At 46.0% G+C, this 26,783-nt stretch carries 27 protein-coding genes and 1 other annotated feature; of the genes, 21 read left to right on the top strand and 6 right to left on the bottom strand.

Features of this window, described 5'->3' with window-relative positions; translation table 11 throughout:
• Nucleotides 1–251 precede the first annotated feature (251 nt).
• Nucleotides 252–382, top strand: a sequence feature (ribosomal protein L20 leader region).
• A 58-nt stretch (nt 383–440) separates the two neighbouring features.
• From infC to NST22_RS15015, 4 genes are read left to right on the top strand one after another with little or no spacing between them, the layout of a single operon-like run.
• Complete coding sequence (gene infC, locus NST22_RS15030) at nt 441–962, top strand: translation initiation factor IF-3 (RefSeq protein ID WP_010886591.1); 522 nt, start codon at nt 441–443, stop codon at nt 960–962.
• Nucleotides 963–974: 12 nt separating this feature from the next.
• On the top strand, nt 975–1,175 hold the full coding sequence (gene rpmI / locus NST22_RS15025) for a 50S ribosomal protein L35 (RefSeq protein WP_003222418.1): 201 nt from the start codon (nt 975–977) through the stop codon (nt 1,173–1,175).
• A gap of 31 nt (nt 1,176–1,206) precedes the next feature.
• Nucleotides 1,207–1,566: a 50S ribosomal protein L20 gene (gene rplT / locus NST22_RS15020; RefSeq protein ID WP_003222420.1), complete on the top strand. Its 360-nt coding sequence runs from the start codon at nt 1,207–1,209 to the stop codon at nt 1,564–1,566.
• A gap of 56 nt (nt 1,567–1,622) precedes the next feature.
• Nucleotides 1,623–1,892 carry a DUF1294 domain-containing protein gene (locus NST22_RS15015; protein WP_003229490.1) on the top strand — a complete coding sequence of 90 codons (270 nt, stop codon included), beginning with the start codon at nt 1,623–1,625 and terminating at the stop codon, nt 1,890–1,892.
• Between the two features lie 15 nt (nt 1,893–1,907).
• Here the strand turns inward: NST22_RS15015 and ysdB are convergent, their stop codons facing one another.
• Nucleotides 1,908–2,300 (bottom strand): sigma W pathway protein YsdB, encoded by a 393-nt coding sequence (gene ysdB / locus NST22_RS15010; protein ID WP_003229493.1) that lies wholly within the window; start codon nt 2,298–2,300, stop codon nt 1,908–1,910.
• 183 nt (nt 2,301–2,483) lie between these two features.
• Between ysdB and NST22_RS15005 the strand changes: the two genes are divergently transcribed.
• The 14 genes from NST22_RS15005 to NST22_RS14940 all read left to right on the top strand — a co-directional run bounded on the left by NST22_RS15005 (nt 2,484) and on the right by NST22_RS14940 (nt 17,823).
• A complete protein-coding gene (locus NST22_RS15005) occupies nt 2,484–3,569 on the top strand; it encodes a M42 family metallopeptidase (RefSeq protein ID WP_003229495.1) in 1,086 nt (361 codons plus the stop codon).
• Between the two features lie 196 nt (nt 3,570–3,765).
• Entirely contained in the window at nt 3,766–4,737 is a 972-nt protein-coding gene (gene abnA / locus NST22_RS15000) for an arabinan endo-1,5-alpha-L-arabinosidase AbnA (RefSeq protein WP_003229496.1), read from the top strand.
• A gap of 177 nt (nt 4,738–4,914) precedes the next feature.
• Nucleotides 4,915–6,405: an L-arabinose isomerase gene (gene araA, locus NST22_RS14995; RefSeq protein ID WP_003229499.1), complete on the top strand. Its 1,491-nt coding sequence runs from the start codon at nt 4,915–4,917 to the stop codon at nt 6,403–6,405.
• 13 nt (nt 6,406–6,418) lie between these two features.
• Entirely contained in the window at nt 6,419–8,101 is a 1,683-nt protein-coding gene (gene araB / locus NST22_RS14990) for a ribulokinase (protein WP_003229500.1), read from the top strand.
• Nucleotides 8,102–8,117: 16 nt separating this feature from the next.
• Entirely contained in the window at nt 8,118–8,807 is a 690-nt protein-coding gene (gene araD, locus NST22_RS14985; RefSeq protein ID WP_003229501.1) for an L-ribulose-5-phosphate 4-epimerase, read from the top strand.
• Nucleotides 8,785–9,603 carry a sugar-phosphatase AraL gene (araL, locus tag NST22_RS14980; protein WP_010886590.1) on the top strand — a complete coding sequence of 273 codons (819 nt, stop codon included), beginning with the start codon at nt 8,785–8,787 and terminating at the stop codon, nt 9,601–9,603. The genes araD and araL overlap by 23 nt, the downstream gene beginning before the upstream one ends.
• Nucleotides 9,600–10,784: a sn-glycerol-1-phosphate dehydrogenase gene (gene egsA, locus NST22_RS14975; RefSeq protein ID WP_003229504.1), complete on the top strand. Its 1,185-nt coding sequence runs from the start codon at nt 9,600–9,602 to the stop codon at nt 10,782–10,784. The genes araL and egsA overlap by 4 nt, the downstream gene beginning before the upstream one ends.
• 30 nt (nt 10,785–10,814) lie before the next feature.
• On the top strand, nt 10,815–12,116 hold the full coding sequence (locus tag NST22_RS14970; protein WP_004399072.1) for an ABC transporter substrate-binding protein: 1,302 nt from the start codon (nt 10,815–10,817) through the stop codon (nt 12,114–12,116).
• 35 nt (nt 12,117–12,151) lie between these two features.
• Nucleotides 12,152–13,093, top strand: coding sequence for a sugar ABC transporter permease (locus NST22_RS14965; protein WP_003229507.1), 942 nt, complete (start codon nt 12,152–12,154; stop codon nt 13,091–13,093).
• On the top strand, nt 13,094–13,939 hold the full coding sequence (gene araQ, locus NST22_RS14960; RefSeq protein ID WP_003229508.1) for an arabinose ABC transporter permease AraQ: 846 nt from the start codon (nt 13,094–13,096) through the stop codon (nt 13,937–13,939). It abuts the gene before it with no gap.
• A gap of 18 nt (nt 13,940–13,957) precedes the next feature.
• Complete coding sequence (gene abfA, locus NST22_RS14955) at nt 13,958–15,460, top strand: alpha-L-arabinofuranosidase AbfA (protein ID WP_004398747.1); 1,503 nt, start codon at nt 13,958–13,960, stop codon at nt 15,458–15,460.
• A 151-nt stretch (nt 15,461–15,611) separates the two neighbouring features.
• Nucleotides 15,612–17,408 (top strand): carbon starvation protein CstA, encoded by a 1,797-nt coding sequence (cstA, locus tag NST22_RS14950; RefSeq protein WP_003229512.1) that lies wholly within the window; start codon nt 15,612–15,614, stop codon nt 17,406–17,408.
• Complete coding sequence (locus tag NST22_RS14945) at nt 17,351–17,521, top strand: hypothetical protein (protein WP_009967952.1); 171 nt, start codon at nt 17,351–17,353, stop codon at nt 17,519–17,521. Before cstA ends, NST22_RS14945 begins: the two co-directional genes overlap by 58 nt.
• Nucleotides 17,461–17,823, top strand: a complete 363-nt coding sequence (locus NST22_RS14940) for a VOC family protein (protein ID WP_167552224.1) — start codon at nt 17,461–17,463, stop codon at nt 17,821–17,823. Before NST22_RS14945 ends, NST22_RS14940 begins: the two co-directional genes overlap by 61 nt.
• Before the next feature lie 38 nt (nt 17,824–17,861).
• Here NST22_RS14940 and NST22_RS14935 read toward each other — a convergent pair whose 3' ends face one another.
• From NST22_RS14935 to sspI, 4 genes are all read right to left on the bottom strand, one after another.
• Nucleotides 17,862–19,196 carry a (Fe-S)-binding protein gene (locus NST22_RS14935; RefSeq protein ID WP_003229519.1) on the bottom strand — a complete coding sequence of 445 codons (1,335 nt, stop codon included), beginning with the start codon at nt 19,194–19,196 and terminating at the stop codon, nt 17,862–17,864.
• Nucleotides 19,193–20,605 (bottom strand): glycolate oxidase subunit GlcD, encoded by a 1,413-nt coding sequence (gene glcD / locus NST22_RS14930; RefSeq protein ID WP_004398865.1) that lies wholly within the window; start codon nt 20,603–20,605, stop codon nt 19,193–19,195. The genes NST22_RS14935 and glcD overlap by 4 nt, the downstream gene beginning before the upstream one ends.
• Before the next feature lie 102 nt (nt 20,606–20,707).
• The gene (locus NST22_RS14925) at nt 20,708–21,814 is read right to left on the bottom strand and encodes a CdaR family transcriptional regulator (protein ID WP_004398908.1); all 1,107 of its coding nucleotides are present in this window, start codon (nt 21,812–21,814) and stop codon (nt 20,708–20,710) included.
• 68 nt (nt 21,815–21,882) lie between these two features.
• Nucleotides 21,883–22,098 (bottom strand): small acid-soluble spore protein SspI, encoded by a 216-nt coding sequence (gene sspI / locus NST22_RS14920; RefSeq protein WP_003229525.1) that lies wholly within the window; start codon nt 22,096–22,098, stop codon nt 21,883–21,885.
• Nucleotides 22,099–22,216: 118 nt separating this feature from the next.
• Between sspI and NST22_RS14915 the strand changes: the two genes are divergently transcribed.
• The gene (locus tag NST22_RS14915) at nt 22,217–22,963 is read left to right on the top strand and encodes an RNA methyltransferase (RefSeq protein ID WP_003246182.1); all 747 of its coding nucleotides are present in this window, start codon (nt 22,217–22,219) and stop codon (nt 22,961–22,963) included.
• A 66-nt stretch (nt 22,964–23,029) separates the two neighbouring features.
• Here the strand turns inward: NST22_RS14915 and NST22_RS14910 are convergent, their stop codons facing one another.
• Nucleotides 23,030–23,236: a hypothetical protein gene (locus NST22_RS14910; protein WP_004398812.1), complete on the bottom strand. Its 207-nt coding sequence runs from the start codon at nt 23,234–23,236 to the stop codon at nt 23,030–23,032.
• An 81-nt stretch (nt 23,237–23,317) separates the two neighbouring features.
• Here NST22_RS14910 and pheS point away from each other — a divergent pair, with 81 nt between their 5' ends.
• Entirely contained in the window at nt 23,318–24,352 is a 1,035-nt protein-coding gene (pheS, locus tag NST22_RS14905; protein WP_004398818.1) for a phenylalanine--tRNA ligase subunit alpha, read from the top strand.
• A gap of 15 nt (nt 24,353–24,367) precedes the next feature.
• Complete coding sequence (gene pheT, locus NST22_RS14900) at nt 24,368–26,782, top strand: phenylalanine--tRNA ligase subunit beta (RefSeq protein ID WP_019712909.1); 2,415 nt, start codon at nt 24,368–24,370, stop codon at nt 26,780–26,782.
• Nucleotide 26,783 lies beyond the last annotated feature (1 nt).

The following is a 26,783-nucleotide window of genomic DNA, read 5'->3' as shown; positions in this document are numbered from 1 at the left end:
AGGCTCCCTTCTGCTCCTTATATCGGTCAGAGATTAACTTTGTTTTACATTTCTTCCTGTCGGTGGTTTTGTTGTAAATTGCGTAATAAGGGGGAATTGTTGGTTCTTTGTATTCTGGGTGGGGATGAAAGATTTTCTTTTTCTCTCTTGCGCTCATAGAAAACCCATGTTACAATGTAAAAGTTGTTCCGGATAAGTCGTCCTTGACTAAAGATCCGGTATTGTGTAGAATAGTTATTGAATTGAATATAAATCACAAGCAGAAGCACCCGCTTCTCACCTGATTGACACATGCATGTAGTTGGCAGGTTGACCGTACATTTTTATTGATACAGATGTTCGTAGTGTGGGTGTTTTATAATGCCCACACTTTTTGTTTGCCTGCAAAATGCATTCAAAATGAGTTGTGAATCAATTCGAAGAAACTATGGAGGTGGCTCATTATTAGCAAAGATCAATTGGTTAATGAGGGTATCCGTGCACGTGAGGTCCGTTTAATCGGACAAAATGGCGACCAGCTTGGAATCAAGTCCCGTCAGGAAGCACTTGAAATCGCCGGCCGCGCAAATCTTGACCTTGTGTTAGTTGCAGCGAATGCAAAACCGCCTGTCTGCCGAATCATGGACTACGGTAAGTTCCGATTTGAGCAGCAGAAAAAGGAAAAAGAAGCACGCAAGAATCAAAAAATCATTAACTTAAAAGAAGTTCGGTTAAGTCCGACAATCGATGAGCATGACTTTAACACGAAATTGCGCAATGCGATTAAATTCCTTGAAAAAGGCGATAAAGTGAAAGCTTCTATCCGCTTTAAAGGACGCGCAATCACTCATAAAGAAATCGGTCAGCGTGTATTAGACCGTTTCTCCGAAGCATGTGCTGAGGTTGCGACAGTCGAAACAAAACCAAAAATGGACGGCCGCAGCATGTTCTTAATGCTCGCACCGAAAAACGAAAAGCAATAAGGAGGAAATCCCATGCCAAAAATGAAAACTCACCGCGGATCTGCTAAACGTTTTAAAAAGACAGGTTCTGGGAAGTTAAAACGTTCTCACGCGTACACAAGTCACTTATTCGCCAACAAATCTCAAAAGCAAAAGCGTAAGCTTCGCAAGAGTGCTGTTGTAAGCGCAGGAGACTTCAAACGTATCAAACAAATGCTTGCTAACATCAAGTAATCGGATAAGGAACAATTAGGAGGGAAATTCAATGCCAAGAGTAAAAGGCGGAACTGTTACACGTAAGCGTCGTAAAAAGGTTCTTAAATTAGCAAAAGGTTATTTCGGTTCAAAACATACATTATACAAAGTAGCTAACCAGCAGGTCATGAAATCTGGAAACTATGCTTTCCGTGACCGTCGTCAGAAAAAACGTGATTTCCGTAAACTTTGGATCACTCGTATCAACGCAGCTGCTCGCATGAACGGCCTTTCTTACAGCCGTTTAATGCACGGTCTTAAGCTTTCTGGTATCGAAGTAAACCGTAAAATGCTTGCTGATCTTGCTGTAAACGATCTTACTGCATTCAATCAGCTTGCTGATGCTGCTAAAGCTCAATTAAACAAGTAATCATATAGAGCCGCTCTCCAGCAGAGCGGCTTTTTCTATATAAAGGATGAGGCAACATGATTATTGCTGCTTATTTGGTGTTGATTAATCTGTGCGGTTTTTGGGTGATGGGCATTGACAAACGCAAAGCGCAGCAGCACAAGTGGAGAATTTCTGAAGACCGGCTGTGGCTGATAGCCATCGTGTTTGGAGCGCTCGGTGTCTGGCTTGGCATGCAAACCTTCAGACATAAAACGAAACACGCTTCTTTTAAGTACGGAGTACCGCTTCTTCTGGTAATAGAAGCGATTCTCATCGCTATTTACTACAGCCCGTTTGATTTATAAAAAGCAGAAAAGCGTTTAACGCTCTTCTGCTTTTTTTGCGAGTTTAATGGGCTGGTCCCAGTCAATCTTACAATTTGGATATCGTTCCAGCACTTTTTCTTCAATGTTCTCAAAATCTTTTGCAGAGAAATGTTTCAGCTTCTCAGGAGATTCTGTCCAGACAAAGATCGTGTGAATAAACAGCGGATGATCCTTGGAAGGAATATGCTTTTCTCCCTCAAAAAGCACGCCTTTATACGTCAGCTGAAAATTCTTCCGGGTATTGTTTTGTTCATCAATAATATAAAAATGTTCTTTTGATTGGGCCAGCTTAAGCCTTCTCTTAGGATTCGCGACATATTTGACCACGGCATAAATACAATAAGCAAAAAGTGCAAGCAAAATAATCCTTAGAACCATGACAAACATTGTGTGAAGGCACCTCCCTTATGGTGATGATCTGATGTAATACGAAAAGCATAGAAAAAGGTTTCACTTTTTCTAAAAGAAAGCTGTAAAAACATATACCCGATTTTCAAGTGAAATAGTCGTATGGTTAGCGCCATGTTTTGTATAATAAGAATGCAGGACTGATGAAGGAGGGTTTGGAACATGGCAAAATTAGATGAAACATTGACCATGCTGAAAGATTTAACAGATGCAAAAGGCATACCGGGCAATGAAAGAGAAGTAAGGCAAGTGATGAAATCATACATAGAACCATTTGCTGATGAGGTGACAACAGATCGCCTGGGCAGTTTAATTGCCAAAAAAACTGGTGCAGAAAACGGCCCGAAAATTATGATCGCCGGACATTTGGATGAAGTCGGCTTTATGGTGACACAAATCACAGATAAAGGCTTTATCCGTTTTCAAACCGTTGGCGGCTGGTGGGCTCAGGTTATGCTTGCTCAGCGCGTCACCATTGTCACAAAAAAAGGAGAAATCACAGGGGTTATCGGATCTAAGCCGCCTCATATTTTGTCTCCTGAAGCAAGAAAAAAATCAGTGGAAATAAAAGACATGTTTATTGATATTGGAGCTTCAAGCCGGGAAGAAGCCTTGGAGTGGGGTGTACTTCCGGGAGATATGATCGTTCCGCATTTTGAATTTACGGTCATGAACAATGAAAAATTCCTACTCGCAAAGGCCTGGGACAACCGCATCGGCTGTGCGATTGCTATTGATGTGTTAAGAAACTTACAAAACACAGATCATCCAAATATAGTGTATGGCGTCGGAACCGTGCAGGAGGAAGTCGGGCTGAGGGGAGCGAAAACGGCTGCACACACCATTCAGCCTGATATTGCGTTTGGTGTTGATGTAGGGATAGCAGGAGACACGCCTGGCATTTCCGAGAAGGAAGCGCAGAGCAAAATGGGCAAAGGCCCGCAGATTATCGTTTACGATGCATCCATGGTCTCTCACAAAGGTTTGCGCGATGCAGTTGTAGCCACTGCGGAGGAAGCCGGCATTCCGTACCAATTTGATGCCATTGCCGGCGGCGGAACTGATTCGGGTGCCATCCATTTGACGGCAAATGGCGTTCCTGCGCTGTCCATTACCATTGCAACCCGCTACATTCATACGCACGCGGCCATGCTGCATCGTGATGATTATGAAAACGCGGTAAAGTTAATTACAGAAGTCATTAAGAAGTTAGACCGAAAAACGGTTGACGAAATTACGTACCAATAAAGATACGGAAGAATCCGCCTATTGAGGTGGATTCTATTTTTTTGTCTGTACAAATTACAGCATAGTGACTACAATAAAGGGGATACCGAAAATTTCCTGAACATGACGATATACGATACGCAGTCGATTTGACAGGAAGGGAGGATAAATAATCTAATTTGTAAGCGCTTTCTAAAATAAAGGAGGTTGAACAAAATTGAAAAAGAAAAAAACATGGAAACGCTTCTTACACTTTTCGAGTGCAGCTCTGGCTGCAGGTTTGATATTCACTTCTGCTGCTCCCGCAGAGGCAGCGTTTTGGGGTGCATCCAATGAGCTGCTTCATGACCCGACTATGATTAAAGAGGGGAGCTCATGGTATGCGCTCGGAACAGGGCTTACTGAAGAACGGGGACTGCGGGTTTTGAAGTCTTCAGACGCTAAAAATTGGACCGTACAAAAATCCATTTTCACTACACCGCTATCGTGGTGGTCCAATTATGTGCCGAATTATGGCCAAAACCAGTGGGCGCCGGACATCCAATACTATAACGGCAAGTACTGGCTATATTATTCCGTTTCTTCTTTTGGAAGCAATACATCTGCCATTGGCCTGGCATCTTCAACAAGCATCAGTTCGGGGGGCTGGAAGGACGAGGGCTTGGTGATCCGTTCGACAAGCTCAAATAATTATAACGCCATTGATCCGGAGCTGACATTCGATAAGGATGGCAACCCGTGGCTTGCATTCGGCTCGTTTTGGAGCGGCATTAAGCTGACTAAGCTCGATAAGAGTACAATGAAGCCTACAGGCTCGCTCTATTCGATTGCAGCTAGACCGAATAATGGAGGTGCCTTAGAAGCTCCTACTCTTACGTATCAAAATGGATATTACTATTTAATGGTTTCATTTGATAAATGCTGTGACGGGGTAAACAGTACGTACAAAATTGCTTACGGAAGATCCAAAAGCATTACAGGCCCTTATCTTGATAAAAGCGGAAAAAGCATGCTTGAAGGCGGAGGCACCATTTTGGATTCGGGCAATGACCAATGGAAAGGACCTGGAGGCCAGGATATTGTGAACGGAAACATTCTTGTTCGCCATGCCTATGATGCCAATGACAACGGCATTCCAAAGCTTCTCATCAATGATTTGAATTGGAGCTCGGGCTGGCCGTCCTATTGAATTAAAAAGCCGGGCTCTGCCCCCGGCTTTTTTTAAAAGAAAAGATTGACAGTATAATAGTCAATTACTATAATAAAATTGTTCGTACAAATATTTATTTATAGGTTTATTTTCTATCATTAGTACGTATCTTTTGTATTTGAAAGCGTTTTATTTTATGAGAAAGGGGCAGTTTACATGCTTCAGACAAAGGATTATGAATTCTGGTTTGTGACAGGAAGCCAGCACCTATACGGGGAAGAGACGCTGGAACTCGTAGATCAGCATGCTAAAAGCATTTGTGAGGGGCTCAGCGGGATTTCTTCCAGATATAAAATCACTCATAAGCCCGTCGTCACTTCACCGGAAACCATTAGAGAGCTGTTAAGAGAAGCGGAGTACAGTGAGACATGTGCTGGCATCATTACATGGATGCACACATTTTCCCCTGCAAAAATGTGGATAGAAGGCCTTTCCTCTTATCAAAAACCGCTTATGCATTTGCATACCCAATATAATCGCGATATCCCGTGGGGTACGATTGACATGGATTTTATGAACAGCAACCAATCCGCGCATGGCGATCGAGAGTACGGTTACATCAACTCGAGAATGGGGCTTAGCCGAAAAGTCATTGCCGGCTATTGGGATGATGAAGAAGTGAAAAAAGAAATGTCCCAGTGGATGGATACGGCGGCTGCATTAAATGAAAGCAGACATATTAAGGTTGCCAGATTTGGAGATAACATGCGTCATGTCGCGGTAACGGACGGAGACAAGGTGGGAGCGCATATTCAATTTGGCTGGCAGGTTGACGGATATGGCATCGGGGATCTCGTTGAAGTGATGGATCGCATTACGGACGACGAGGTTGACACGCTTTATGCCGAGTATGACAGACTATATGTGATCAGTGAGGAAACAAAACGTGACGAAGCAAAGGTAGCGTCCATTAAAGAACAGGCGAAAATTGAACTTGGATTAACCGCTTTTCTTGAGCAAGGCGGATACACAGCGTTTACGACATCGTTTGAAGTGCTGCACGGAATGAAACAGCTGCCGGGACTTGCCGTTCAGCGCCTGATGGAGAAAGGCTATGGGTTTGCCGGTGAAGGAGATTGGAAGACAGCGGCCCTTGTACGGATGATGAAAATCATGGCTAAAGGAAAAAGAACTTCCTTCATGGAAGATTACACGTACCATTTTGAACCGGGAAATGAAATGATTCTGGGCTCTCACATGCTTGAAGTGTGTCCGACTGTCGCTTTGGATCAGCCGAAAATCGAGGTTCATTCGCTTTCGATTGGCGGCAAAGAGGACCCTGCGCGTTTGGTATTTAACGGCATCAGCGGTTCTGCCATTCAAGCTAGCATTGTTGATATTGGCGGGCGTTTCCGCCTTGTGCTGAATGAAGTCAACGGCCAGGAAATTGAAAAAGACATGCCGAATTTACCGGTTGCCCGTGTTCTCTGGAAGCCGGAGCCGTCATTGAAAACAGCAGCGGAGGCATGGATTTTAGCCGGCGGTGCACACCATACCTGCCTGTCTTATGAACTGACAGCGGAGCAAATGCTTGATTGGGCGGAAATGGCGGGAATCGAAAGTGTTCTCATTTCCCGTGATACGACAATTCATAAACTGAAACACGAGTTAAAATGGAACGAGGCGCTTTACCGGCTTCAAAAGTAGAGGGGGATGTCACATGGCTTACACAATAGGGGTTGATTTTGGAACTTTATCAGGAAGAGCAGTGCTCGTTCATGTCCAAACAGGGGAGGAACTTGCGGCTGCTGTAAAAGAATACAGGCATGCTGTCATTGATACCGTCCTTCCAAAAACGGGTCAAAAGCTGCCGCGTGACTGGGCGCTGCAGCACCCTGCTGATTACCTCGAAGTCTTGGAAACAACCATTCCGTCTTTACTCGAACAGACGGGCGTTGACCCGAAAGACATTATCGGGATTGGAATTGATTTCACGGCATGTACGATCCTTCCTATTGACAGCAGCGGGCAGCCGTTATGCATGCTGCCTGAATATGAAGAGGAGCCGCACAGCTATGTGAAGCTCTGGAAGCATCATGCGGCCCAAAAACATGCTGATCGGCTCAATCAAATCGCGGAAGAAGAAGGAGAGGCTTTTTTACAGCGGTACGGAGGAAAAATTTCATCAGAATGGATGATTCCAAAGGTCATGCAAATTGCCGAGGAAGCGCCTCACATTTATGAAGCGGCTGACCGGATCATCGAGGCTGCGGACTGGATCGTGTACCAGCTGTGCGGCTCGCTCAAGCGAAGCAATTGTACCGCAGGGTATAAAGCGATGTGGAGTGAAAAAGCGGGGTATCCGTCAGATGATTTCTTTGAGAAATTAAATCCTTCAATGAAAACGATTACAAAGGACAAATTGTCAGGTTCTATTCATTCAGTAGGAGAAAAAGCCGGCAGTCTGACTGAAAAAATGGCAAAGCTGACAGGGCTTCTCCCGGGAACGGCTGTTGCGGTTGCCAATGTGGACGCTCATGTTTCGGTACCGGCGGTCGGCATTACAGAGCCAGGGAAAATGCTGATGATTATGGGAACCTCGACGTGCCATGTTCTACTTGGTGAAGAGGTGCATATCGTTCCAGGAATGTGCGGCGTTGTGGACAACGGAATTCTCCCGGGCTATGCGGGATATGAAGCCGGGCAGTCCTGTGTCGGCGATCATTTTGACTGGTTTGTGAAAACATGTGTCCCGCCAGCTTATCAAGAGGAAGCAAAGGAAAAAAACATTGGCGTTCATGAGCTGCTGAGTGAGAAAGCAAACCATCAAGCGCCTGGTGAAAGCGGCTTGCTTGCTTTAGATTGGTGGAATGGAAACCGTTCAACTCTTGTTGATGCAGATTTAACAGGGATGCTGCTTGGCATGACACTGCTGACGAAGCCTGAAGAGATTTATAGAGCGTTAGTTGAAGCGACAGCTTACGGAACCCGGATGATTATCGAAACATTCAAAGAAAGCGGTGTTCCGATTGAGGAACTGTTCGCAGCCGGCGGAATAGCTGAGAAAAACCCGTTTGTCATGCAGATTTATGCGGATGTGACAAACATGGACATTAAAATCTCTGGTTCACCGCAAGCCCCAGCCTTAGGATCTGCCATTTTCGGCGCGCTTGCAGCAGGCAAAGAAAAAGGCGGCTACGATGATATCAAAAAGGCAGCGGCGAACATGGGAAAACTGAAAGATATAACTTATACGCCAAATGCCGAAAACGCCGCGGTTTATGAAAAATTGTACGCTGAATATAAAGAGCTGGTTCATTATTTCGGAAAAGAAAACCATGTCATGAAGCGTCTGAAAACGATCAAAAATCTTCAATTTTCATCTGCCGCCAAAAAGAATTGATAAAGGGTGATGGAGCATGCTTGAAACATTAAAAAAAGAAGTGCTGGCTGCCAACCTGAAGCTTCAAGAGCATCAGCTGGTAACCTTTACGTGGGGAAATGTCAGCGGCATTGACCGTGAAAAAGAAAGAATTGTCATCAAACCTAGCGGAGTCGAATACAGCGACCTGACAGCCGATGACTTGGTTGTTTTGAACCTTGATGGAGAGGTCGTCGAAGGCTCGCTTAAACCTTCTTCAGATACACCTACCCATGTTTATCTATATAAAGCCTTTCCGAATATCGGGGGAATTGTCCATACCCATTCTCAATGGGCGACAAGCTGGGCGCAATCGGGCAGAGACATCCCTCCGTTAGGCACGACCCATGCTGATTATTTTGACAGTGCGATTCCATGTACTCGAGAAATGTACGATGAAGAAATCATTCATGACTACGAACTGAATACAGGAAAAGTCATAGCGGAAACCTTTCAGCATCATAATTACGAACAGGTGCCGGGTGTGCTCGTGAATAATCACGGACCGTTCTGCTGGGGCACTGACGCCTTAAATGCCATTCATAACGCAGTTGTATTAGAAACGGTTGCCGAAATGGCCTATCACTCCATTATGCTGAACAAGGATGTAACCCCAATCAATACAGTCCTGCATGAAAAGCATTTTTATCGAAAACACGGAGCAAATGCGTATTATGGCCAGTCATGATACGCCTGTGTCACCGGCTGGCATTCTGATTGACTTGGACGGTACTGTATTCAGAGGAAATGAGTTGATCGAAGGAGCAAGAGAAGCGATCAAAACGCTTAGGAGAATGGGAAAGAAAATCGTCTTTTTAAGCAACCGGGGGAATATCTCCCGTGCCATGTGCAGAAAAAAACTTCTTGGCGCGGGGATTGAAACGGACGTAAACGACATTGTTCTGTCATCAAGCGTGACAGCGGCTTTTCTGAAAAAACATTATCGTTTTTCAAAGGTATGGGTGCTTGGGGAGCAAGGCTTGGTTGACGAGCTGAGGCTGGCCGGTGTGCAGAACGCGAGCGAACCGAAGGAAGCGGATTGGCTCGTGATCTCCCTTCATGAAACGCTCACGTACGACGATTTAAATCAAGCCTTTCAAGCGGCTGCCGGCGGCGCTCGTATTATCGCTACAAACAAAGACCGCTCTTTTCCGAACGAAGACGGAAATGCCATTGATGTGGCCGGAATGATCGGGGCAATTGAGACTTCTGCACAAGCGAAGACTGAACTTGTTGTCGGAAAACCGTCATGGCTGATGGCGGAGGCTGCCTGTACAGCAATGGGGCTGTCCGCACATGAATGCATGATTATAGGAGACAGCATTGAATCTGACATTGCGATGGGGAAGCTTTATGGCATGAAAAGCGCCTTAGTGCTAACTGGTTCTGCGAAACAGGGTGAACAGCGTTTGTACACGCCGGATTATGTGCTGGATTCTATTAAGGATGTAACCAAATTGGCTGAGGAGGGGATTCTGATATGAATCGTATCGCAGCTGACGTTCAGCGTGCTTTTGAAAACGCCGGAGAAAAGACGTTGCCTATAAAAGTTGAAGAAATTGTTCTCGGTAAGCAAGCAGCTGATTCGCTTTTGGATTATGTAAAACGAAAAAACAATCAACATATTGTCCTTGTCTGCGACGCGAATACACACCGCATTGCAGGAATTGATTTAGAAAACCGACTGAATCAAGAAGGATTTCAGGCCGAGTGCCTGATCATTCCAGAAAATGAAGCCGGAGATGTGACAGCTGATGAACGATCGCTCATTCATGTGCTGATCCATACGAAACAACCAACGGATGTCATGATCGCAGTCGGTTCGGGCACGATTCATGATATCGTCCGCTTTGCGGCGTTTCAAAGAGATTTGCCGTTTATTTCTTATCCGACTGCTCCATCTGTAGACGGTTTTACATCAGCCGGTGCGCCGATTATTTTATACGGCACGAAAACAACCATTCAAACGAAGGCCCCATCTGCGCTGTTCGCTGATCTGGATCTATTAAAAGCGGCACCGCAGTCAATGGTGGCGGCTGGCTTTGGTGACATGCTCGGTAAAATCACGTCTTTAGCAGATTGGGAAATATCCCGGCATCTTGCCGGTGAGCCTTATTCGCCTGCAGGAGCTAAGATCGTTCAGGAGGCGCTTGCTGCCTGCATTGAACACACAGAAGACATTGCGATGAAAACGGAAACTGGCATACGGGTTTTGATGGAGTCTTTACTTGTATCGGGGCTTGTCATGCTGGCATTAGATCATTCCCGACCGGCATCAGGCGGCGAGCATCATATTTCACATTGGATTGAAATGGAGTTAATGGAGAAAAAACGGCCTCAGATTCTTCATGGGGCAAAGGTGGGCTGTGCCGCTGTTTTATTAACTGACACATACAGAAAGCTCGCTCAGGATGACGGGCTGAACGAATTTTCACCAAGCCGCCGGGAAGCCATCCAATCGGCTTATCAAACACTCCCGAGAGGAGAAGTGCTGGCTGATTGGCTGAGATCAGCCGGAGGCCCTGCGTATTTTGACGAAATCGGTGTCGGGCAGGATTCCGTCAAAAATGCCTTCAGACACGCGCACACCTTAAGAGACCGATGCACCGGATTAAGAATCATCAATGAAAACAAAACGCTGATCAACCATGGTCTATATGAATAGCCCGCACCTCGAATGGAAGGGGTAACGCAGATGAAAAAAATGACTGTCTGTTTTCTTGTGCTCATGATGTTGCTGACATTAGTCATTGCCGGGTGTTCAGCAGAAAAATCATCCGGCAAATCGGGTGAAACTGAGCTGACCTTTTGGACATTTAACGGGCTTCATGAGCAGTTCTATGTGGAAATGGTGAAGGAATGGAACAAAAAATATCCTGACCGCAAAATTAAGCTGAATACGGTCGTTTATCCATATGGACAAATGCACGATAACTTATCTATCTCCCTAATAGCGGGAGAAGGCGTTCCTGATATTGCAGATGTCGAATTGGCCCGTTTTTCAAACTTTTTGAAGGGCTCTGACATACCGCTTGCCGACTTGACTCCGCTGATTGAAAAGGATCGCGATAAATTCGTTGAGGCGCGGCTGACATTGTACAGCAAAAACGGAAAGCTTTACGGACTCGATACACATGTAGGGACAACGGTCATGTTTTATAACATGGATGTGATGAAAAAAGCCGGCGTCAATCCTGACGATATTAAAACATGGGATGATTACCATAAAGCCGGACAGAAAGTGCGCAAAGTGACCGGGAAGCCGATGGGAACGGTGGAAACAAATGATTCCGCAACGTTCTTATCTATGATTTCACAGCAAAACTCAGGCTATTTTGATAAAAACGGCAAGCTGATCCTCAATAATGACACCAACGTAAAAACACTTCAATATTTAAAAGACATGATCAATGATAAAACGATGATTCCTGCGCCGGGCGGCGGGCATCACAGTGAAGAATACTACGGCTTTATGAACCAAGGAGGAGCTGCTTCAGTTCTCATGCCGATTTGGTATATGGGAAGATTTATCGATTATATGCCTGATCTGAAAGGGAAGATTGCCATCAGACCGCTCCCGGCATGGAAAGAGGGGGGCGACCGCTCGGCAGGTTTGGGCGGTACGGCAACTGTTGTACCGAAGCAATCCAAGCATGTTGAGTTAGCAAAAGAGTTTTTGGCCTTTGCGAAGGGCTCTGAAGAAGGAAATAAAAAACTCTGGAGCGTACTCGGCTTTGACCCGCTTCGCTGGGATGTTTGGAGCTCCAAGGAATTGAAAGAGAAAAACAAATACACGGATTACTTCCAAAACGGAACAGGCATTTTTTCTGTGCTGCTCGATATCAAGGATGAAATCAATCCAATTTATTTACATGAGGATTTTGCCAAGGCTTCAGACCTTGTCAACAGAAGCGTATTGTTCGACGCGCTTAAATCTCAGCAAAAAACGCCTAAACAAGCCTTGGACAGAGCGGCAGGTGAACTGAAACAGAAATAGAATCCCATTCAAAAAGTGAAAGCGGGGAGGTTCTCATGAAACCTGTGAAAACGGGAACGGTTCATCCCGTTCCTTCAGCTGCGAAACAATCAGGCTGGCGAGATCTGTTTTATTCAAAAAAAGCGGCGCCCTATCTGTTTACAGCGCCATTCGTTTTATCCTTTCTCGTATTTTTTCTATACCCCATCATTAGTGTCTTCATCATGAGCTTCCAAAGAATTTTGCCGGGAGAGGTGTCCTTTGTCGGATTGTCTAATTATACAGCGCTAAACAACCCGACGTTCTATACCGCCCTTTGGAATACGCTGGAATACACCTTTTGGACGCTGATCGTGCTGATTCCTGTTCCATTGCTTCTGGCCATATTCCTGAATTCAAAGCTGGTCAAATTTAGAAATATATTTAAATCAGCATTATTTATCCCGGCATTGACCTCAACCATTGTCGCGGGGATCATTTTTCGGCTGATCTTCGGAGAAATGGAAACGTCTCTGGCCAATTCCATCCTACTTAAACTCGGCTTTTCACCTCAGAACTGGATGAACAATGAACATACCGGCATGTTTTTGATGGTGCTGCTTGCTTCATGGAGATGGATGGGAATCAACATCCTTTACTTTTTAGCAGGTTTGCAAAATGTGCCGAAAGAGCTGTACGAAGCCGCTGATATAGACGGCGCGAATACAATGAAAAAATTTCTGCACATCACGCTGCCGTTTCTCAAGCCTGTAACCGTATATGTGCTGACCATCAGCATCATCGGCGGCTTCAGGATGTTTGAGGAAAGCTACGTCCTTTGGCAGAATAATTCCCCGGGTAATATTGGTCTGACGCTTGTCGGATATTTGTATCAGCAGGGACTTGCCTACAATGAAATGGGATACGGAGCGGCCATCGGCATTGTGCTTTTGATTGTGATCCTTGTTGTCAGCCTGATTTCATTAAAGCTGTCAGGCTCGTTTAAGGGGGAGGGATAAATGTTGCGGCACAGTCCTCAGTTTAGCGTTTATAGAATTGCGCTGACCCTGTTTTTTATGATGCTGAGCCTATTGTATCTTTTTCCGATTTTCTGTTTGCTTTTAGGATCATTAAAGCCGTCATCTGAGCTTTTGCGTGTGGGGCTGAATCTTGATATTGATCCAAAAGTGATGAGTTTTGATAACTACACATTTCTGTTTAATGGCGGCAGCATTTATTTCAAATGGTTTTTTAACAGTCTTGTACTCGGACTTTTTACGACTGTGCTCACTCTGTTTTTTTCTTCGATGATCGGGTACGGGCTTGCGGTTTATGATTTTAAGGGCAGAAATATCATCTTTGTTCTTGTGCTGATTATTATGATGGTTCCGCTGGAAGTGATGATGCTTCCTCTGTTTAAACTTACTGTCGGACTGCACTTGATCGATTCATATACGGGTGTCATATTGCCGTTTATCGTTTCACCTGTTGCTGTTTTCTTTTTCAGGCAATATGCTCTTGGCCTTCCAAGAGATCTGCTGGACTCTGCAAGGATGGACGGCTGTACGGAATTCGGCATCTTTTTCAGGATTATGGCACCGCTGATGAAACCGGCTTTCGGTGCGATGATTATCCTTCAGTCCTTAAACAGCTGGAACAACTTCTTGTGGCCGCTGATTGTGCTTCGGTCGAAAGAAATGTTTACGCTTCCAATAGGGCTGTCCAGCTTGCTGAGCCCTTATGGAAATAATTACGACATGCTTATATCCGGCTCAGTATTTGCGATTTTGCCGGTGATTATCATTTTCTTGTTTTTCCAAAAGTACTTTATCTCCGGCCTGACGGTAGGGGGAGTCAAAGGTTAATGAAGGAGGAAACGTGTGATGAAAAAAGCGCGAATGATTGTAGACAAAGAATATAAAATCGGTGAAGTAGATAAACGGATTTATGGCTCGTTTATCGAACATATGGGTCGTGCGGTATATGAAGGCATATACGAGCCTGATCACCCTGAAGCGGATGAAGATGGATTTAGAAAAGATGTCCAGTCGCTGATCAAAGAATTACAGGTTCCCATCATCCGCTATCCGGGCGGAAACTTTTTATCCGGATACAACTGGGAGGACGGTGTCGGACCAGTCGAAAACCGCCCGAGACGGCTTGACTTGGCATGGCAAACGACAGAAACCAATGAAGTGGGAACAAATGAATTTTTATCTTGGGCAAAAAAGGTGAACACTGAGGTCAATATGGCCGTCAACCTTGGCACAAGAGGCATAGATGCCGCCCGTAATCTCGTTGAATATTGCAACCATCCGAAAGGCTCTTACTGGAGTGATTTAAGAAGATCGCATGGCTATGAACAGCCGTATGGCATCAAAACATGGTGCTTAGGAAACGAAATGGATGGACCATGGCAGATCGGCCACAAAACAGCTGATGAATACGGACGGCTTGCCGCAGAGACAGCAAAGGTCATGAAGTGGGTTGACCCATCAATTGAACTCGTTGCCTGCGGCAGCTCAAACAGCGGTATGCCGACCTTTATCGATTGGGAAGCGAAGGTGCTTGAGCATACGTATGAGCATGTCGACTATATCTCTCTTCACACTTACTACGGAAACCGGGATAACAATCTGCCAAACTACTTGGCACGTTCTATGGATTTGGATCATTTTATCAAATCAGTCGCTGCGACCTGTGACTATGTAAAAGCAAAAACACGCAGCAAGAAAACTATCAATCTCTCTCTGGATGAATGGAACGTCTGGTACCACTCAAATGAGGCTGATAAAAAAGTCGAGCCGTGGATCACTGCGCGTCCGATTTTAGAGGATATTTACAATTTTGAAGATGCCTTATTAGTCGGCTCTCTGCTCATTACGATGCTGCAGCACGCAGACCGTGTGAAAATTGCGTGTCTTGCACAGCTTGTTAATGTCATCGCGCCGATCATGACGGAAAAAGGCGGAGAAGCATGGAGACAGCCGATTTTCTATCCATACATGCATGCTTCTGTTTACGGAAGGGGCGAGTCACTGAAACCGCTTATTTCTTCTCCTAAGTACGATTGTTCTGATTTCACTGATGTGCCATATGTTGATGCTGCTGTTGTGTACTCTGAAGAGGAAGAAACACTCACTATTTTTGCGGTAAACAAGGCTGAGGATCAGATGGAGACGGAGATTTCGCTCAGAGGCTTTGAATCCTACCAAATCGCAGAGCACATCGTACTTGAGCATCAGGATATCAAAGCAACAAACCAGCATAACAGAAAAAATGTCGTTCCGCATTCCAACGGATCATCGTCTGTCAGCGAAAACGGCTTAACTGCTCATTTCACGCCGCTTTCCTGGAATGTGATCCGCCTGAAAAAACAGTCATAAGAATAGCAAAGCCGGAGATTTCTCTCCGGCTTGTCTTTCAACTGCCACGAGCCGGCCCATTCCAGCCGGCTTTTTGTATAGGAAAAAATGACCGCTTTTCACCATGAAATTATGATATATTTATGAAAAACAGAAAAGGGGATGGGAGAAAATGAATGCGGTTACAATTGTGATAGCATCAATGTGTATTTTGGCTATTGCCTATCGTTTATACGGAACATTTATGATGGTGAAGGTTCTCAAAGTGAATGATGACAAGCCAACACCTGCTCATGCGCTTGAGGATGGGAAAGACTATGTGCCTACAAATAAATGGGTTTCGTTCGGCCACCACTTTGCCGCGATCGCAGCGGCCGGGCCGCTGGTCGGACCAATTCTGGCGGCGCAGTTTGGCTATTTGCCGGGATTATTGTGGCTGTTAATCGGGGCGGTAATTGGGGGAGCCGTCCATGATATTGTGGTGTTGTTTGCATCGATGCGCAAAAACGGAAAATCGCTGTCGGAAGTGGCGAAGGATGAGCTTGGCCCTGTTGCAGGATTTTGTACAGGACTGTCCATGCTGTTTATCATCACGATCACAATGGCGGGCCTGTCGATGGTTGTCTTGCATGCGCTTGAACGTAATCCATGGGGAACATTTGCGGTGGGGATTACGATTCCGATTGCGATGGGTGTGGGCTTATTTTATAAGAAAACGGGAAATTTAAAGCTCGCTTCAACGGTCGGCTTTCTCTTTTTAATGGCAGGAGTCTTTATCGGTCCATGGGTACAGACTACCGCGCTCGGTGACTTTTTAACGCTAGATACGAAAACGCTTGCAATCGCGCTTCCTGTTTATGCGTTTTTTGCGGCTGCGCTTCCCGTTTGGCTGCTTCTGGCTCCGCGTGATTATTTAAGCAGCTTTATGAAAATCGGTGTTTTTATCGCTTTGATTGTTGGTGTGTTTGTCGTCAATCCGTCCATTCCGTTCCCTGCGTTTACAGAATTCGTAAAAGGCGGAGGGCCGGTGCTGGCAGGACCTGTCTGGCCGTTCATCTCAATAACCATCGCCTGCGGGGCGATCTCTGGGTTCCATGCCTTTGTCGGCTCAGGAACGACACCGAAAATGCTGAATAAATGGAGTGATATGAAGCCGGTTGCGTTTGGCGCAATGCTTGTTGAGTGTCTTGTCGGTATCATGGCGCTGATTGCAGCGACCGCTTTACAGCCTGCTGATTACTTTGCGATTAACAGCACGCCTGAGGTTTTCCGTACGCTTGGCATGAATGTCGTACATTTGCCTGAATTGAGCGGGGAAATCGGTTTGGACTTAGAAGGAAGAACAGGGGGAGCCGTCACGCTTGCGGTAGGGATGACTTATATTTTTACCGGAATGCCGTTTTTCAGCCATTTGGCCTCATACTTTTTCCAATTTGTCATTATGTTTGAAGCGGTCTTTATTTTAACAGCGATTGACGCCGGCACACGTGTCGCCCGTTATTTGATCCAGGACTTCTTCGGGGAGGTGTATAAGCCGCTGAAGAAAACAGACTGGATTCCGGGCTCTGTATTTGCCAGCGCGCTTGCCTGTTTGATGTGGGGGTACTTGCTGTATTCAGGAGATATCGGTTCCATTTGGGCGCTCTTCGGCGTTTCTAATCAGCTGATGGCTTCAGTGGGGCTGATTATCGGAGCGACGATCGTGCTGAAAATCGCCGATAAACGCCGGTACATTCTGACTTGCCTTATCCCGCTTGCCTATTTATATGTCACTGTCAATTATGCGGGCTATTGGATGGTGCGCAATGTGTATCTCAATCCTGAAGCAGCAGGATATAGTGTATTGAATGGCGTATTATCTATCATCATGCTGGTGTTAGGCTTCATCATTATCGTGGCGGCTGTGAAAAAATGGGCGCAGATGTGGAAAGATCCGAGCTTAAGGATGGAAGCATCTATACCGGGCTAGAAGGACTATTGAAAATGCTGAGAGGGGTTGGCAATGAATCTATCAATGAAATATCTTATTCTATACGTATCGGACAGCAAGCGGGCTATTCATTTTTTACCGGGATATTTTAGGACTGCCGATTCGTGCTGAACACGGCACGTATGTCGAATTTGATACAGGGTCTACGATATTGGCGCTTAATACCCGGGAAAGCGCCAGAGACATCACGGCGCTGGACATTCCGGATACATCTGCTTCAAACACATTTGAAATCGGGTTTGTTACTGAAAATGTAGAAGCGGTCATCAAAAGGATGAGAGAACAAGGCGTATCGATTATCGGGGAGCCGAAAGTGAAACCATGGGGGCAGACGGTCGCCTATATCGCTGATCCGGATGGACATTATATCGAAATTTGCAGTCCGATGGAATAACGCACAAAAGCCCAAAACAATGTCTGTTTTGGGCTTTCTCATGATGTTTTGTGCCCGGCTGCTTCTAATAGCAAATCAGCCAGGTGAACGGCTCTGACTTTACCGCTTAGTCCTTCGCGTTCAATGCCGAGCTTCATCTGCAGCAGGCAGCCAGGATTTGCTGTTACAATGAGGATCGCTTCGGTTGCTTTGACGGCAGCCATTTTGCTGTCCAGTATTTTCATAGACATTTCAACTTCGACGATGTTGTAAATTCCCGCTGACCCGCAGCAGCTGTCTGCTTTCTCCATTTCTTTGAATTCCGCCCCTTTGATGCTTTTAAGAAGCTGGCGGGGCTCGAGTGACGTATGCATCACATTTCTTAGATGACATGAATCTTGGTAGGTAACGACCTGAGGCGTCTCGAGTGCTAGATCCATTTGATGGAAATCGAGTTCAACCAAAACAGAAGAAAAATCCTTCAGCTTTTGAACAAAAGCGGCAGCCCGTTCCGACCACTCAGGGTCATCCTTCAGCAAATGATCATATTCAGTGAGAAAGGCTCCGCATCCTCCTGCGTTTGTAATGACTGCATCCACGTCTAATGCTTCGAAAGCAGCGATATTTTGTTTCGCGAGCTCTTTCCCTGTGTTTTTTTCACCGCTGTGTCCATGAAGCGCCCCGCAGCAAGCCTGTTCAGGCGGAATGACAATGTCGCAGCCTGCCAGCTGTAAAAGCTTCAATGTGGCGTTATTGGTCGGTAAAAACATTGTATCCATTAAGCAGCCCGAAAAAAAGGCGACCCGTTTTTTCATGGGGCCAATGGAAGGCAGGAAACGCGGCCGATGTTTCATGTCTTTGCTTTTTGGAACATCAGGAAGAACAGCTTCCATCGTCCGCAAATGCTCAGGCAGGACCCGAAGCATGCCTGATTTTCGCACAGCGGTTTGCAGTCCTGAACGCTGATACAAACCGATAAGGCTTACAGCTGAGCGCATGCGGTTTTGATGCGGAAACAGCTCGTGAAAAGCCGTCTTTCGCATGACACGTTCACCAAGAGAGTGTTTTTTATTTTGGTGGATAATATCTCTGGCTTCCTCAAGCAGCTGCCCGTATTTCACGCCAGACGGGCATACAGGCTCACAGGCGCGGCAGCCGAGGCAAAGTGACAGCGACCGTTCGACATCTTCATCCGGTTCAATCATACCGTCGGCTACGGCTTTCATTAAGGCGATGCGCCCACGCGGAGAGTGTGTTTCCTGAAATCCCGATTCGATATAGGTCGGACAGGAAGGAAGACAGAAGCCGCAGCGCATACAATTTAATAACTCTCCTTCATCCATACGCTCTTTAAATTCATTTTGGATCTGTTTCATTTCTTTTTCTGTTGTCATCTTTCCGCCACCACACGTTTTCTGGCATCTTTCGCAAACATTTTGCCGGGATTTAATATGTTCCGGGGGTCAAATGCCGCTTTCAACGCTTTCATCGCATCAATGCCTTCTTTTTTCAGCTTCATTTCCAAGTAAGGCGCTTTCATTTCCCCGACTCCGTGCTCTCCGGTTATCGTCCCGCCAAGTTCAATCGCTTTCTCAAAAATCTCGGCAAAAGCCTGTTCGACACGTTCCATTTCATCCTTATTTCTTATGTCTGTCGTGCATGTCGGGTGAAGGTTCCCGTCTCCCGCATGACCAAAGGTGCAGATGGAAATATCATATTTAGCAGCAATATCATTAATCGCTTTAACCATATTGGCGATTTCTGAGCGAGGAACGGTCGCATCCTCTAAAATCGTCGTCGGTTTGAGGCGGGCTAGGGCAGAAAGTGCAGAACGCCGGGCTTCAGTCAGGGCAAACGCTTCCTCCTCTGTTTGTGCGGTCTGAACGGATACGGCGTCGCCTTTTTTGCAGATCGCCTCAATCTTTTCCATATCCCGTTCAACAGTTTCAAATGGCCCGTCTTGTTCAATTAACAGAACTGCTTTTGCGCTTGTCGGAAGTCCGATTTTGGCATAATCCTCAATCACCAATAGTGTAGGCTGATCGAGAAATTCAAGCGTAGCGGGTATAATTTTTGCGGCAATAATGTCCGATACCGTTTGAGCAGCGGCATCGATGTTTTCATAAAGGGCAAGCAGCGTCTTCTTTGTTTCCGGCTTTGGAACGAGTTTGACGATTGCCTCTGTCACAATGCCGAGTGTTCCTTCTGAGCCGACAAAAAGACGTGTGAGATCGTATCCGGCCACATCCTTTGCGAGTTTTCCGCCGGTGCGGATGATGTCACCATTTGCGAGAACAACCTCCAGTCCAATAACATAGTCGCGGGTGACACCGTATTTTAATCCGCGTAGCCCGCCGGAATTTTCATTGATGTTGCCCCCGATAGTTGATATTTTCATAGAACTCGGGTCAGGCGGATAAAATAAACCTTTGCTTTCAACTGCCCGGATCATATCCAACGTAATGACGCCCGGCTGAACTGTGGCAGTTAAATTTTCTTCATCAATTTCAAGAATCTGGTTCATGTGCTTAAAGAGAAGCACAAGTCCGCCTTCAGTCGGGCACGTGCCGCCGCACAGGTTTGTCCCTGATCCTCTTGGAACGATCGGCACTCGATGTTCGCTGCAAATTGTTAAAATGCGTGATATTTCATCAGTATTCCTCGGAGCAATCACGGCATCAGGCATAGACTGATACTGAGGCGTCGCATCATATGAATAGACGAGACGGCCGGCATTCGAGTCATCAAAGTTTTCTGGTCCGGAGACCTGAATCAGCTGCTCCTTTACATCCTTGGTGATCATTTCACCCATCCCCCTGTCAAAAAACGCTTTCAATCTATTGTAAAAGAAAAAAAGCAAAGCCTTCCATGGAGAAACATACAAAAAATGAAACTGAAACTCTCTCTATTTTGTATCTTGATCTAAAAAATAGAGTGCGACGTACATCGTGACGACGTCCTCGGTACGGTCAAAACGTAATCCCGTCAGCTGTTCAGCCTTAGCCAGACGATAACGCAATGTATTGATGTGTATATGCATGTCTTCAGCGGTTTGTTTCAAAGACAAATCGTGATGAAAGAAAGTCCGTATCGTATTCATAAGTTCCTGATGCTCTAGCGCCTTTCCTAATACTCTTTGCGGAAATTCGTTTCGGGTTCCCGGGCTGATCTCCGTCAGACACATATCAAGCTTCAGATCCTCTTCAAATATGGGCGTTTTTCGCTTAAGGCTGACAGCCAGCGCTTTTTCCGCTTGCTCGTATGAATCTGTCAGGCTGGAGCTTGCGACAGCCCTTCCGGCGCCAGCTGCTGTATATTGGCTGCTTGCGGTATTGGCAAACGAACAAATGTGAAGGATTTTCCGCAAAAGCCGATCCCTTTGTTCATGCTGCGGCACTTCATGATTAATCAAAATCCGTTCATTTCCCCACCTGATGAACAAATCCGCAGGGTACGAGGATTTCCAGCTGCGTGCCATTTGTTCAATATCATGAGGTGACCACTCATACCCCTGAATAAGAATCATTTGGCGCCGGGAAGAAAGGTCAACACCAAGAAGCTGAGCTTTCTCAAGAAAACTGGGAGACCACTCCTTTAATTGCAGCCAATCGATCATAAAGGACTCCAGCATTCTCTCACGCCACTGGGATTGCTCTAAGTGCCGCGATTCCTTAATGAACAGTTCTGTCATTTTTCGAAGCAGTTCTCCGAATGGCTGAATCTCTGCAGGCTCACCTGTCAGCCCGAAGACGGCAATCACATCATGGTCAAAAAATACAGGGAGGTTTATGCCTGCTTTCACTCCTTTTAACCTTGTTTCATCTTCTTTTGTAATAATCACGCTGCGTCTTTCTTTTGCGCAGATAAGCGCTCCCTCATGAAATTGTCCGACACGCTCATCGTTTGTGCCTGCCATAATAAGACCGTCCGTGTTTACAATAATGACTTCACGTTCGTACATTTTTTTAACTTCAGCAATAATTTTTTTCGCTAATAACGGCTGTAAAAACATGGCGTTCCCCCTCATCATGTTTTTATTATATAAGAAAAAAACCGGGCGCTGTCACCCGGTTTCATGTCTTATTCGGCGGGTTTTAATCCGCCTTCAAGCGTTTTCAGCATTTCGTTTTTCTCACTTTCGGATGCGTGCTGCCAAATGACTTCGAATAAAACGCCGAGCCCTGGAAGCATTTTTTCTTCACCGCTTTGAATCGCATCTACGATTGTATGCTCAAGCTGCTCCTGATTATTGCCGGTGACATTGGCAATGACGGCATGACGTAAATTAAGATCCATGTAAAACGCTCCTTTTTCTAAAATGTAATACGTATATTCTAACCCTGCACCTGGTTTATTATGTGCTGTTCTTGCGATATAATAACATCATGTTAAAAAAAGGAGCGCCACATAGACAGTGAAACAAATAGAATCGGCAAAAAACCAAAAAGTGAAGGATTGGAAAAAGCTTCACACAAAAAAAGAACGAACAAAAACAAATACATTTCTGATAGAGGGAGAACACCTCGTTGAAGAGGCGTTGAAAAGCCCGGGCATTGTGAAAGAAATCCTTGTAAAGGATGAAACGAGGATTCCTTCAGATCTTGAGACTGGTATCCAGTGCTATATGCTGAGTGAAGATGCGTTTTCAGCTGTGACTGAAACCGAAACGCCGCAGCAGATTGCCGCTGTGTGCCATATGCCTGAAGAAAAGCTGGCAACGGCACGCAAGGTGCTGCTGATTGACGCTGTTCAAGATCCGGGAAACCTTGGCACAATGATTCGAACGGCTGATGCGGCCGGTTTGGATGCGGTTGTACTCGGTGACGGCACGGCGGACGCCTTTAACGGAAAAACACTGCGATCTGCTCAAGGATCTCACTTCCATATTCCTGTTGTGAGAAGAAACCTGCCTTCATATGTGGACGAATTGAAGGCAGAGGGCGTAAAAGTATACGGCACGGCGCTGCAAAACGGAGCGCCTTACCAGGAGATTCCTCAGTCTGAATCCTTTGCGCTCATTGTAGGAAATGAAGGTGCAGGGGTGGATGCTGCATTGCTGGAAAAAACGGATTTGAACCTGTACGTGCCGCTTTACGGACAGGCTGAATCACTAAACGTTGCGGTTGCGGCTGCCATCCTCGTGTATCACTTGCGAGGATAGTGTTGCGCCAAGCGTTGGATTTCTCTATAATAGAACATAATATTTCAAAAACCGTGACAGAGGACCTCAATTTCTGATCAACTGCTTTCCAGGGAGAAAATGCCGCTGACTGAGAGCATTTTTAACGCAGCCGGAAATTGGCTTCACCTCTTGAGTTGTCGCCGGGACCGCGTACACTGCGCGTAAAGGTGAACCGGAATCTGATTCCGTTATGTCAATGAAGCTGACGACAGCATCAGTCTGTCTGAAATAAGGGTGGTACCGCGGCCACAACTCGTCCCTTGTACAAGGGACGGGTTTTTTTTATTTTCCAAAGACATATGCCGGTTTGTTTACATAAAAGGAGGATGCAAAATGGAAGAAAAGCTAAAACAGCTGGAACAAGAAGCTTTAGAACAAGTAGAAGCGGCAAGCTCATTGAAGGTTGTCAATGATATTCGGGTGCAATATCTCGGAAAAAAAGGGCCGATTACAGAAGTGCTGCGCGGAATGGGCAAGCTTTCTGCTGAGGAACGTCCAAAAATGGGGGCGCTCGCGAACGAAGTAAGGGAGCGTATTGCCAATGCGATTGCTGACAAAAACGAGAAGCTTGAAGAAGAGGAAATGAAACAGAAGCTTGCAGGACAGACAATTGACGTCACGCTGCCGGGGAACCCTGTTGCAGTCGGCGGCCGCCATCCGCTCACTGTTGTCATTGAAGAAATTGAAGATTTATTTATCGGTATGGGCTACACAGTCGAGGAAGGGCCAGAGGTTGAAACGGATTACTACAACTTCGAATCGCTCAATCTTCCGAAAGAACACCCAGCGCGCGATATGCAGGACAGCTTTTACATCACAGAGGAAACTTTGATGAGAACGCAAACTTCTCCTGTCCAAACACGTACGATGGAAAAGCATGAAGGCAAAGGTCCCGTTAAAATCATTTGCCCGGGTAAAGTATATCGCCGTGATAACGATGATGCGACGCACTCTCACCAATTTATGCAAATTGAAGGGCTTGTCGTTGACAAAAACATCAGCATGAGTGATTTAAAAGGAACGCTTGAACTCGTTGCGAAAAAAATGTTCGGGCAAGACCGCGAAATCAGACTCCGTCCAAGCTTCTTTCCGTTTACTGAGCCTTCAGTAGAAGTGGATGTGACATGCTTTAAATGCGGTGGGAACGGCTGCTCAGTCTGTAAAGGAACAGGCTGGATTGAAATCCTCGGCGCCGGCATGGTTCACCCGAACGTGCTTAAAATGGCTGGCTTTGATCCGAAGGAATATCAGGGCTTCGCATTCGGAATGGGTGTTGAGCGCATCGCGATGCTGAAATACGGCATTGATGATATCCGCCACTTCTATACAAACGATGTCAGATTTATTTCGCAGTTTAAACAGGCGTAAGAGGAGGATGCAAGGATGTTTGTTTCTTATAAATGGTTAGAGGATTATGTTGATTTAAAAGGCATGGACCCGGCTGTTCTTGCTGAAAAAATTACAAGAGCCGGTATTGAGGTTGAAGGAATTGAATACAAAGGAGAAGGCATCAAAGGCGTTGTCATCGGCCATGTGCTGGAGCGCGAGCAGCACCCGAATGCTGATAAGCTGAATAAGTGCCTTGTGGATATCGGAGCTGAAGCCCCTGTACAAATCATTTGCGGTGCGCCGAATGTGGATAAGGGACAAAAAGTCGCAGTTGCAACAGTCGGAGCGGTGCTGCCGGGCAATTTCAAAATCAAAAAAGCTAAGCTTCGCGGTGAAGAATCAAACGGCATGATCTGTTCCTTACAGGAGCTTGGTATTGAAAGCAAACTTGTGGCGAAGGAGTATGCAGAAGGCATTTTCGTATTCCCGAATGACGCTGAAACAGGAAGCGATGTATTAGCGGCTTTACAGCTTGACGATGCGATTCTTGAGCTGGGTTTAACGCCAAACCGCGCGGATGCCATGAACATGCTTGGTGTTGCTTACGAGGTTGCCGCGATTTTAGATACTGAGGTAAAGCTTCCGCAAACGGATTACCCGGCTGCTTCAGAACAAGCGTCTGATTACATTTCAGTCAAAATTGAAGATCAAGAAGCGAACCCGCTTTACACTGCAAAAATCATTAAAAATGTCACGATTGCTCCGTCACCGCTTTGGATGCAGACAAAGCTGATGAATGCAGGCATTCGTCCGCACAACAACGTCGTTGACATCACAAATTTTGTCCTGTTGGAATACGGACAGCCGCTTCATGCGTTTGATTATGACAGATTTGGCTCTAAGGAAGTGGTAGTAAGAAAAGCAGCTGAGAATGAAATGATCGTCACTCTTGATGATCAAGAACGTAAGCTGTCCGCCGATCACCTTGTCATTACAAACGGAACGAAAGCGCAGGCCGTTGCGGGTGTCATGGGAGGAGCAGAGTCAGAGGTTCAGGAAGATACGAAAACGATTTTGCTTGAGGCTGCGTATTTCAACGGGCAGACGGTTCGCAAGGCTTCCAAAGACCTTGGTTTGAGAAGTGAATCAAGCGTAAGGTTTGAAAAAGGAATTGATCCTGCGCGCGTGCGTCTTGCAGCAGAACGGGCTGCACAGCTGATCCATCTGTATGCCGGCGGTGAGGTGCTTGCTGGAACAGTTGAGGAAGATCACTTGACAATCGAAGCAAATAACATTCACGTGTCTGCTGACAGAGTGAGCAGCGTTCTAGGCATGACGATCAGCAAGGAAGAACTGATCAGCATTTATAAACGTCTCGGTTTTACGGTCGGTGAAGCGGGTGAACTTCTCGTTGTGACTGTCCCATCACGCCGCGGCGACATTACAATAGAAGAGGATTTAATCGAAGAAGCGGCAAGACTGTACGGCTACGATAACATTCTGTCTACGCTTCCTGAGACAGCGGGAACTACAGGCGGATTAACGCCATATCAGGCAAAACGCCGTAAAGTCAGACGCTTCCTTGAAGGCGCAGGCTTATCACAAGCCATCACTTACTCACTGACAAACGAGAAGAAAGCGGCAGCGTTTGCGATTGAAAAATCACTGAACACTGTGCTTGCGCTTCCTATGAGTGAAGAAAGAAGCATTCTCAGACACAGTCTTGTTCCGAATCTGCTTGATTCTGTTTCTTACAACCTCGCGAGACAGACTGACTCAGTTGCACTGTACGAAGTCGGTTCCGTTTTCCTGACGAAGGAAGAGGACACAAAACCTGTTGAAACAGAACGCGTGGCAGGAGCTGTTACCGGATTATGGCGCAAGCAGCTATGGCAGGGTGAGAAGAAACCAGTTGATTTCTTTGTTGTCAAAGGTATTGTCGAAGGGCTGTTAGACAAACTCAACGTCCTAGACAGCATTGAATTTGTACAGTCTGAACGCAAACAGCTGCATCCGGGCAGAACAGCGAACATTTTATTGAATGGTTCTCTGATCGGCTTCATCGGCCAAGTCCATCCTTCATTGGAAAAAGAACTGGATATAAAGGAAACATACGTATTTGAGCTCGATCTTCATGCGTTGCTCGCGGCAGAAACAGCACCTCTTGTTTACACGGCGATTCCGAAATATCCGTCTGTGACACGTGATATTGCTCTTGTAACAGATAAAACCGTCACAAGCGGACAGCTCGAGAGCGTTATTAAAGAGGCCGGGGGCAAGCTTCTGAAAGAGGTAACCGTATTTGACGTATACGAAGGAGAGCATATGGAGGAAGGCAAGAAGTCAGTCGCTTTCTCACTCCAGTATGTCAACCCTGAACAAACACTGACTGAAGAAGAAGTGACAAAGGCGCACAGCAAAGTGCTGAAAGCGTTAGAAGACACATATCAAGCTGTTTTAAGAGGCTGAT

Origin of the sequence: Bacillus sp. PS237 (assembly GCF_037963345.1) — a bacterium.
Taxonomy (GTDB): Bacteria; Bacillota; Bacilli; order Bacillales; family Bacillaceae; genus Bacillus; species Bacillus subtilis.
The sequence above is the reverse complement of the archived record's forward strand: the minus strand, read 5'-3'. Positions and strand labels throughout refer to the sequence as shown.

Bases quoted from the DNA above. Each gene is read 5' to 3' on its own strand.
- rpmI (WP_003222418.1), top strand. From the start codon at position 975: ATGCCAAAAATGAAAACTCACCGCGGATCTGCTAAACGTTTTAAAAAG.
- rplT (WP_003222420.1), top strand. From the start codon at position 1,207: ATGCCAAGAGTAAAAGGCGGAACTGTTACACGTAAGCGTCGTAAAAAG.
- NST22_RS15015 (WP_003229490.1), top strand. From the start codon at position 1,623: ATGATTATTGCTGCTTATTTGGTGTTGATTAATCTGTGCGGTTTTTGG.
- ysdB (WP_003229493.1), bottom strand. From the start codon at position 2,300: ATGTTTGTCATGGTTCTAAGGATTATTTTGCTTGCACTTTTTGCTTAT.
- NST22_RS15005 (WP_003229495.1), top strand. From the start codon at position 2,484: ATGGCAAAATTAGATGAAACATTGACCATGCTGAAAGATTTAACAGAT.
- araA (WP_003229499.1), top strand. From the start codon at position 4,915: ATGCTTCAGACAAAGGATTATGAATTCTGGTTTGTGACAGGAAGCCAG.
- araB (WP_003229500.1), top strand. From the start codon at position 6,419: ATGGCTTACACAATAGGGGTTGATTTTGGAACTTTATCAGGAAGAGCA.
- araD (WP_003229501.1), top strand. From the start codon at position 8,118: ATGCTTGAAACATTAAAAAAAGAAGTGCTGGCTGCCAACCTGAAGCTT.
- araL (WP_010886590.1), top strand. From the start codon at position 8,785: ATGCGTATTATGGCCAGTCATGATACGCCTGTGTCACCGGCTGGCATT.
- egsA (WP_003229504.1), top strand. From the start codon at position 9,600: ATGAATCGTATCGCAGCTGACGTTCAGCGTGCTTTTGAAAACGCCGGA.
- NST22_RS14970 (WP_004399072.1), top strand. From the start codon at position 10,815: ATGAAAAAAATGACTGTCTGTTTTCTTGTGCTCATGATGTTGCTGACA.
- NST22_RS14965 (WP_003229507.1), top strand. From the start codon at position 12,152: ATGAAACCTGTGAAAACGGGAACGGTTCATCCCGTTCCTTCAGCTGCG.
- araQ (WP_003229508.1), top strand. From the start codon at position 13,094: ATGTTGCGGCACAGTCCTCAGTTTAGCGTTTATAGAATTGCGCTGACC.
- abfA (WP_004398747.1), top strand. From the start codon at position 13,958: ATGAAAAAAGCGCGAATGATTGTAGACAAAGAATATAAAATCGGTGAA.
- cstA (WP_003229512.1), top strand. From the start codon at position 15,612: ATGAATGCGGTTACAATTGTGATAGCATCAATGTGTATTTTGGCTATT.
- NST22_RS14945 (WP_009967952.1), top strand. From the start codon at position 17,351: ATGGGCGCAGATGTGGAAAGATCCGAGCTTAAGGATGGAAGCATCTAT.
- NST22_RS14935 (WP_003229519.1), bottom strand. From the start codon at position 19,196: ATGACAACAGAAAAAGAAATGAAACAGATCCAAAATGAATTTAAAGAG.
- glcD (WP_004398865.1), bottom strand. From the start codon at position 20,605: ATGATCACCAAGGATGTAAAGGAGCAGCTGATTCAGGTCTCCGGACCA.
- NST22_RS14925 (WP_004398908.1), bottom strand. From the start codon at position 21,814: ATGTTTTTACAGCCGTTATTAGCGAAAAAAATTATTGCTGAAGTTAAA.
- sspI (WP_003229525.1), bottom strand. From the start codon at position 22,098: ATGGATCTTAATTTACGTCATGCCGTCATTGCCAATGTCACCGGCAAT.
- pheS (WP_004398818.1), top strand. From the start codon at position 23,318: ATGGAAGAAAAGCTAAAACAGCTGGAACAAGAAGCTTTAGAACAAGTA.
- pheT (WP_019712909.1), top strand. From the start codon at position 24,368: ATGTTTGTTTCTTATAAATGGTTAGAGGATTATGTTGATTTAAAAGGC.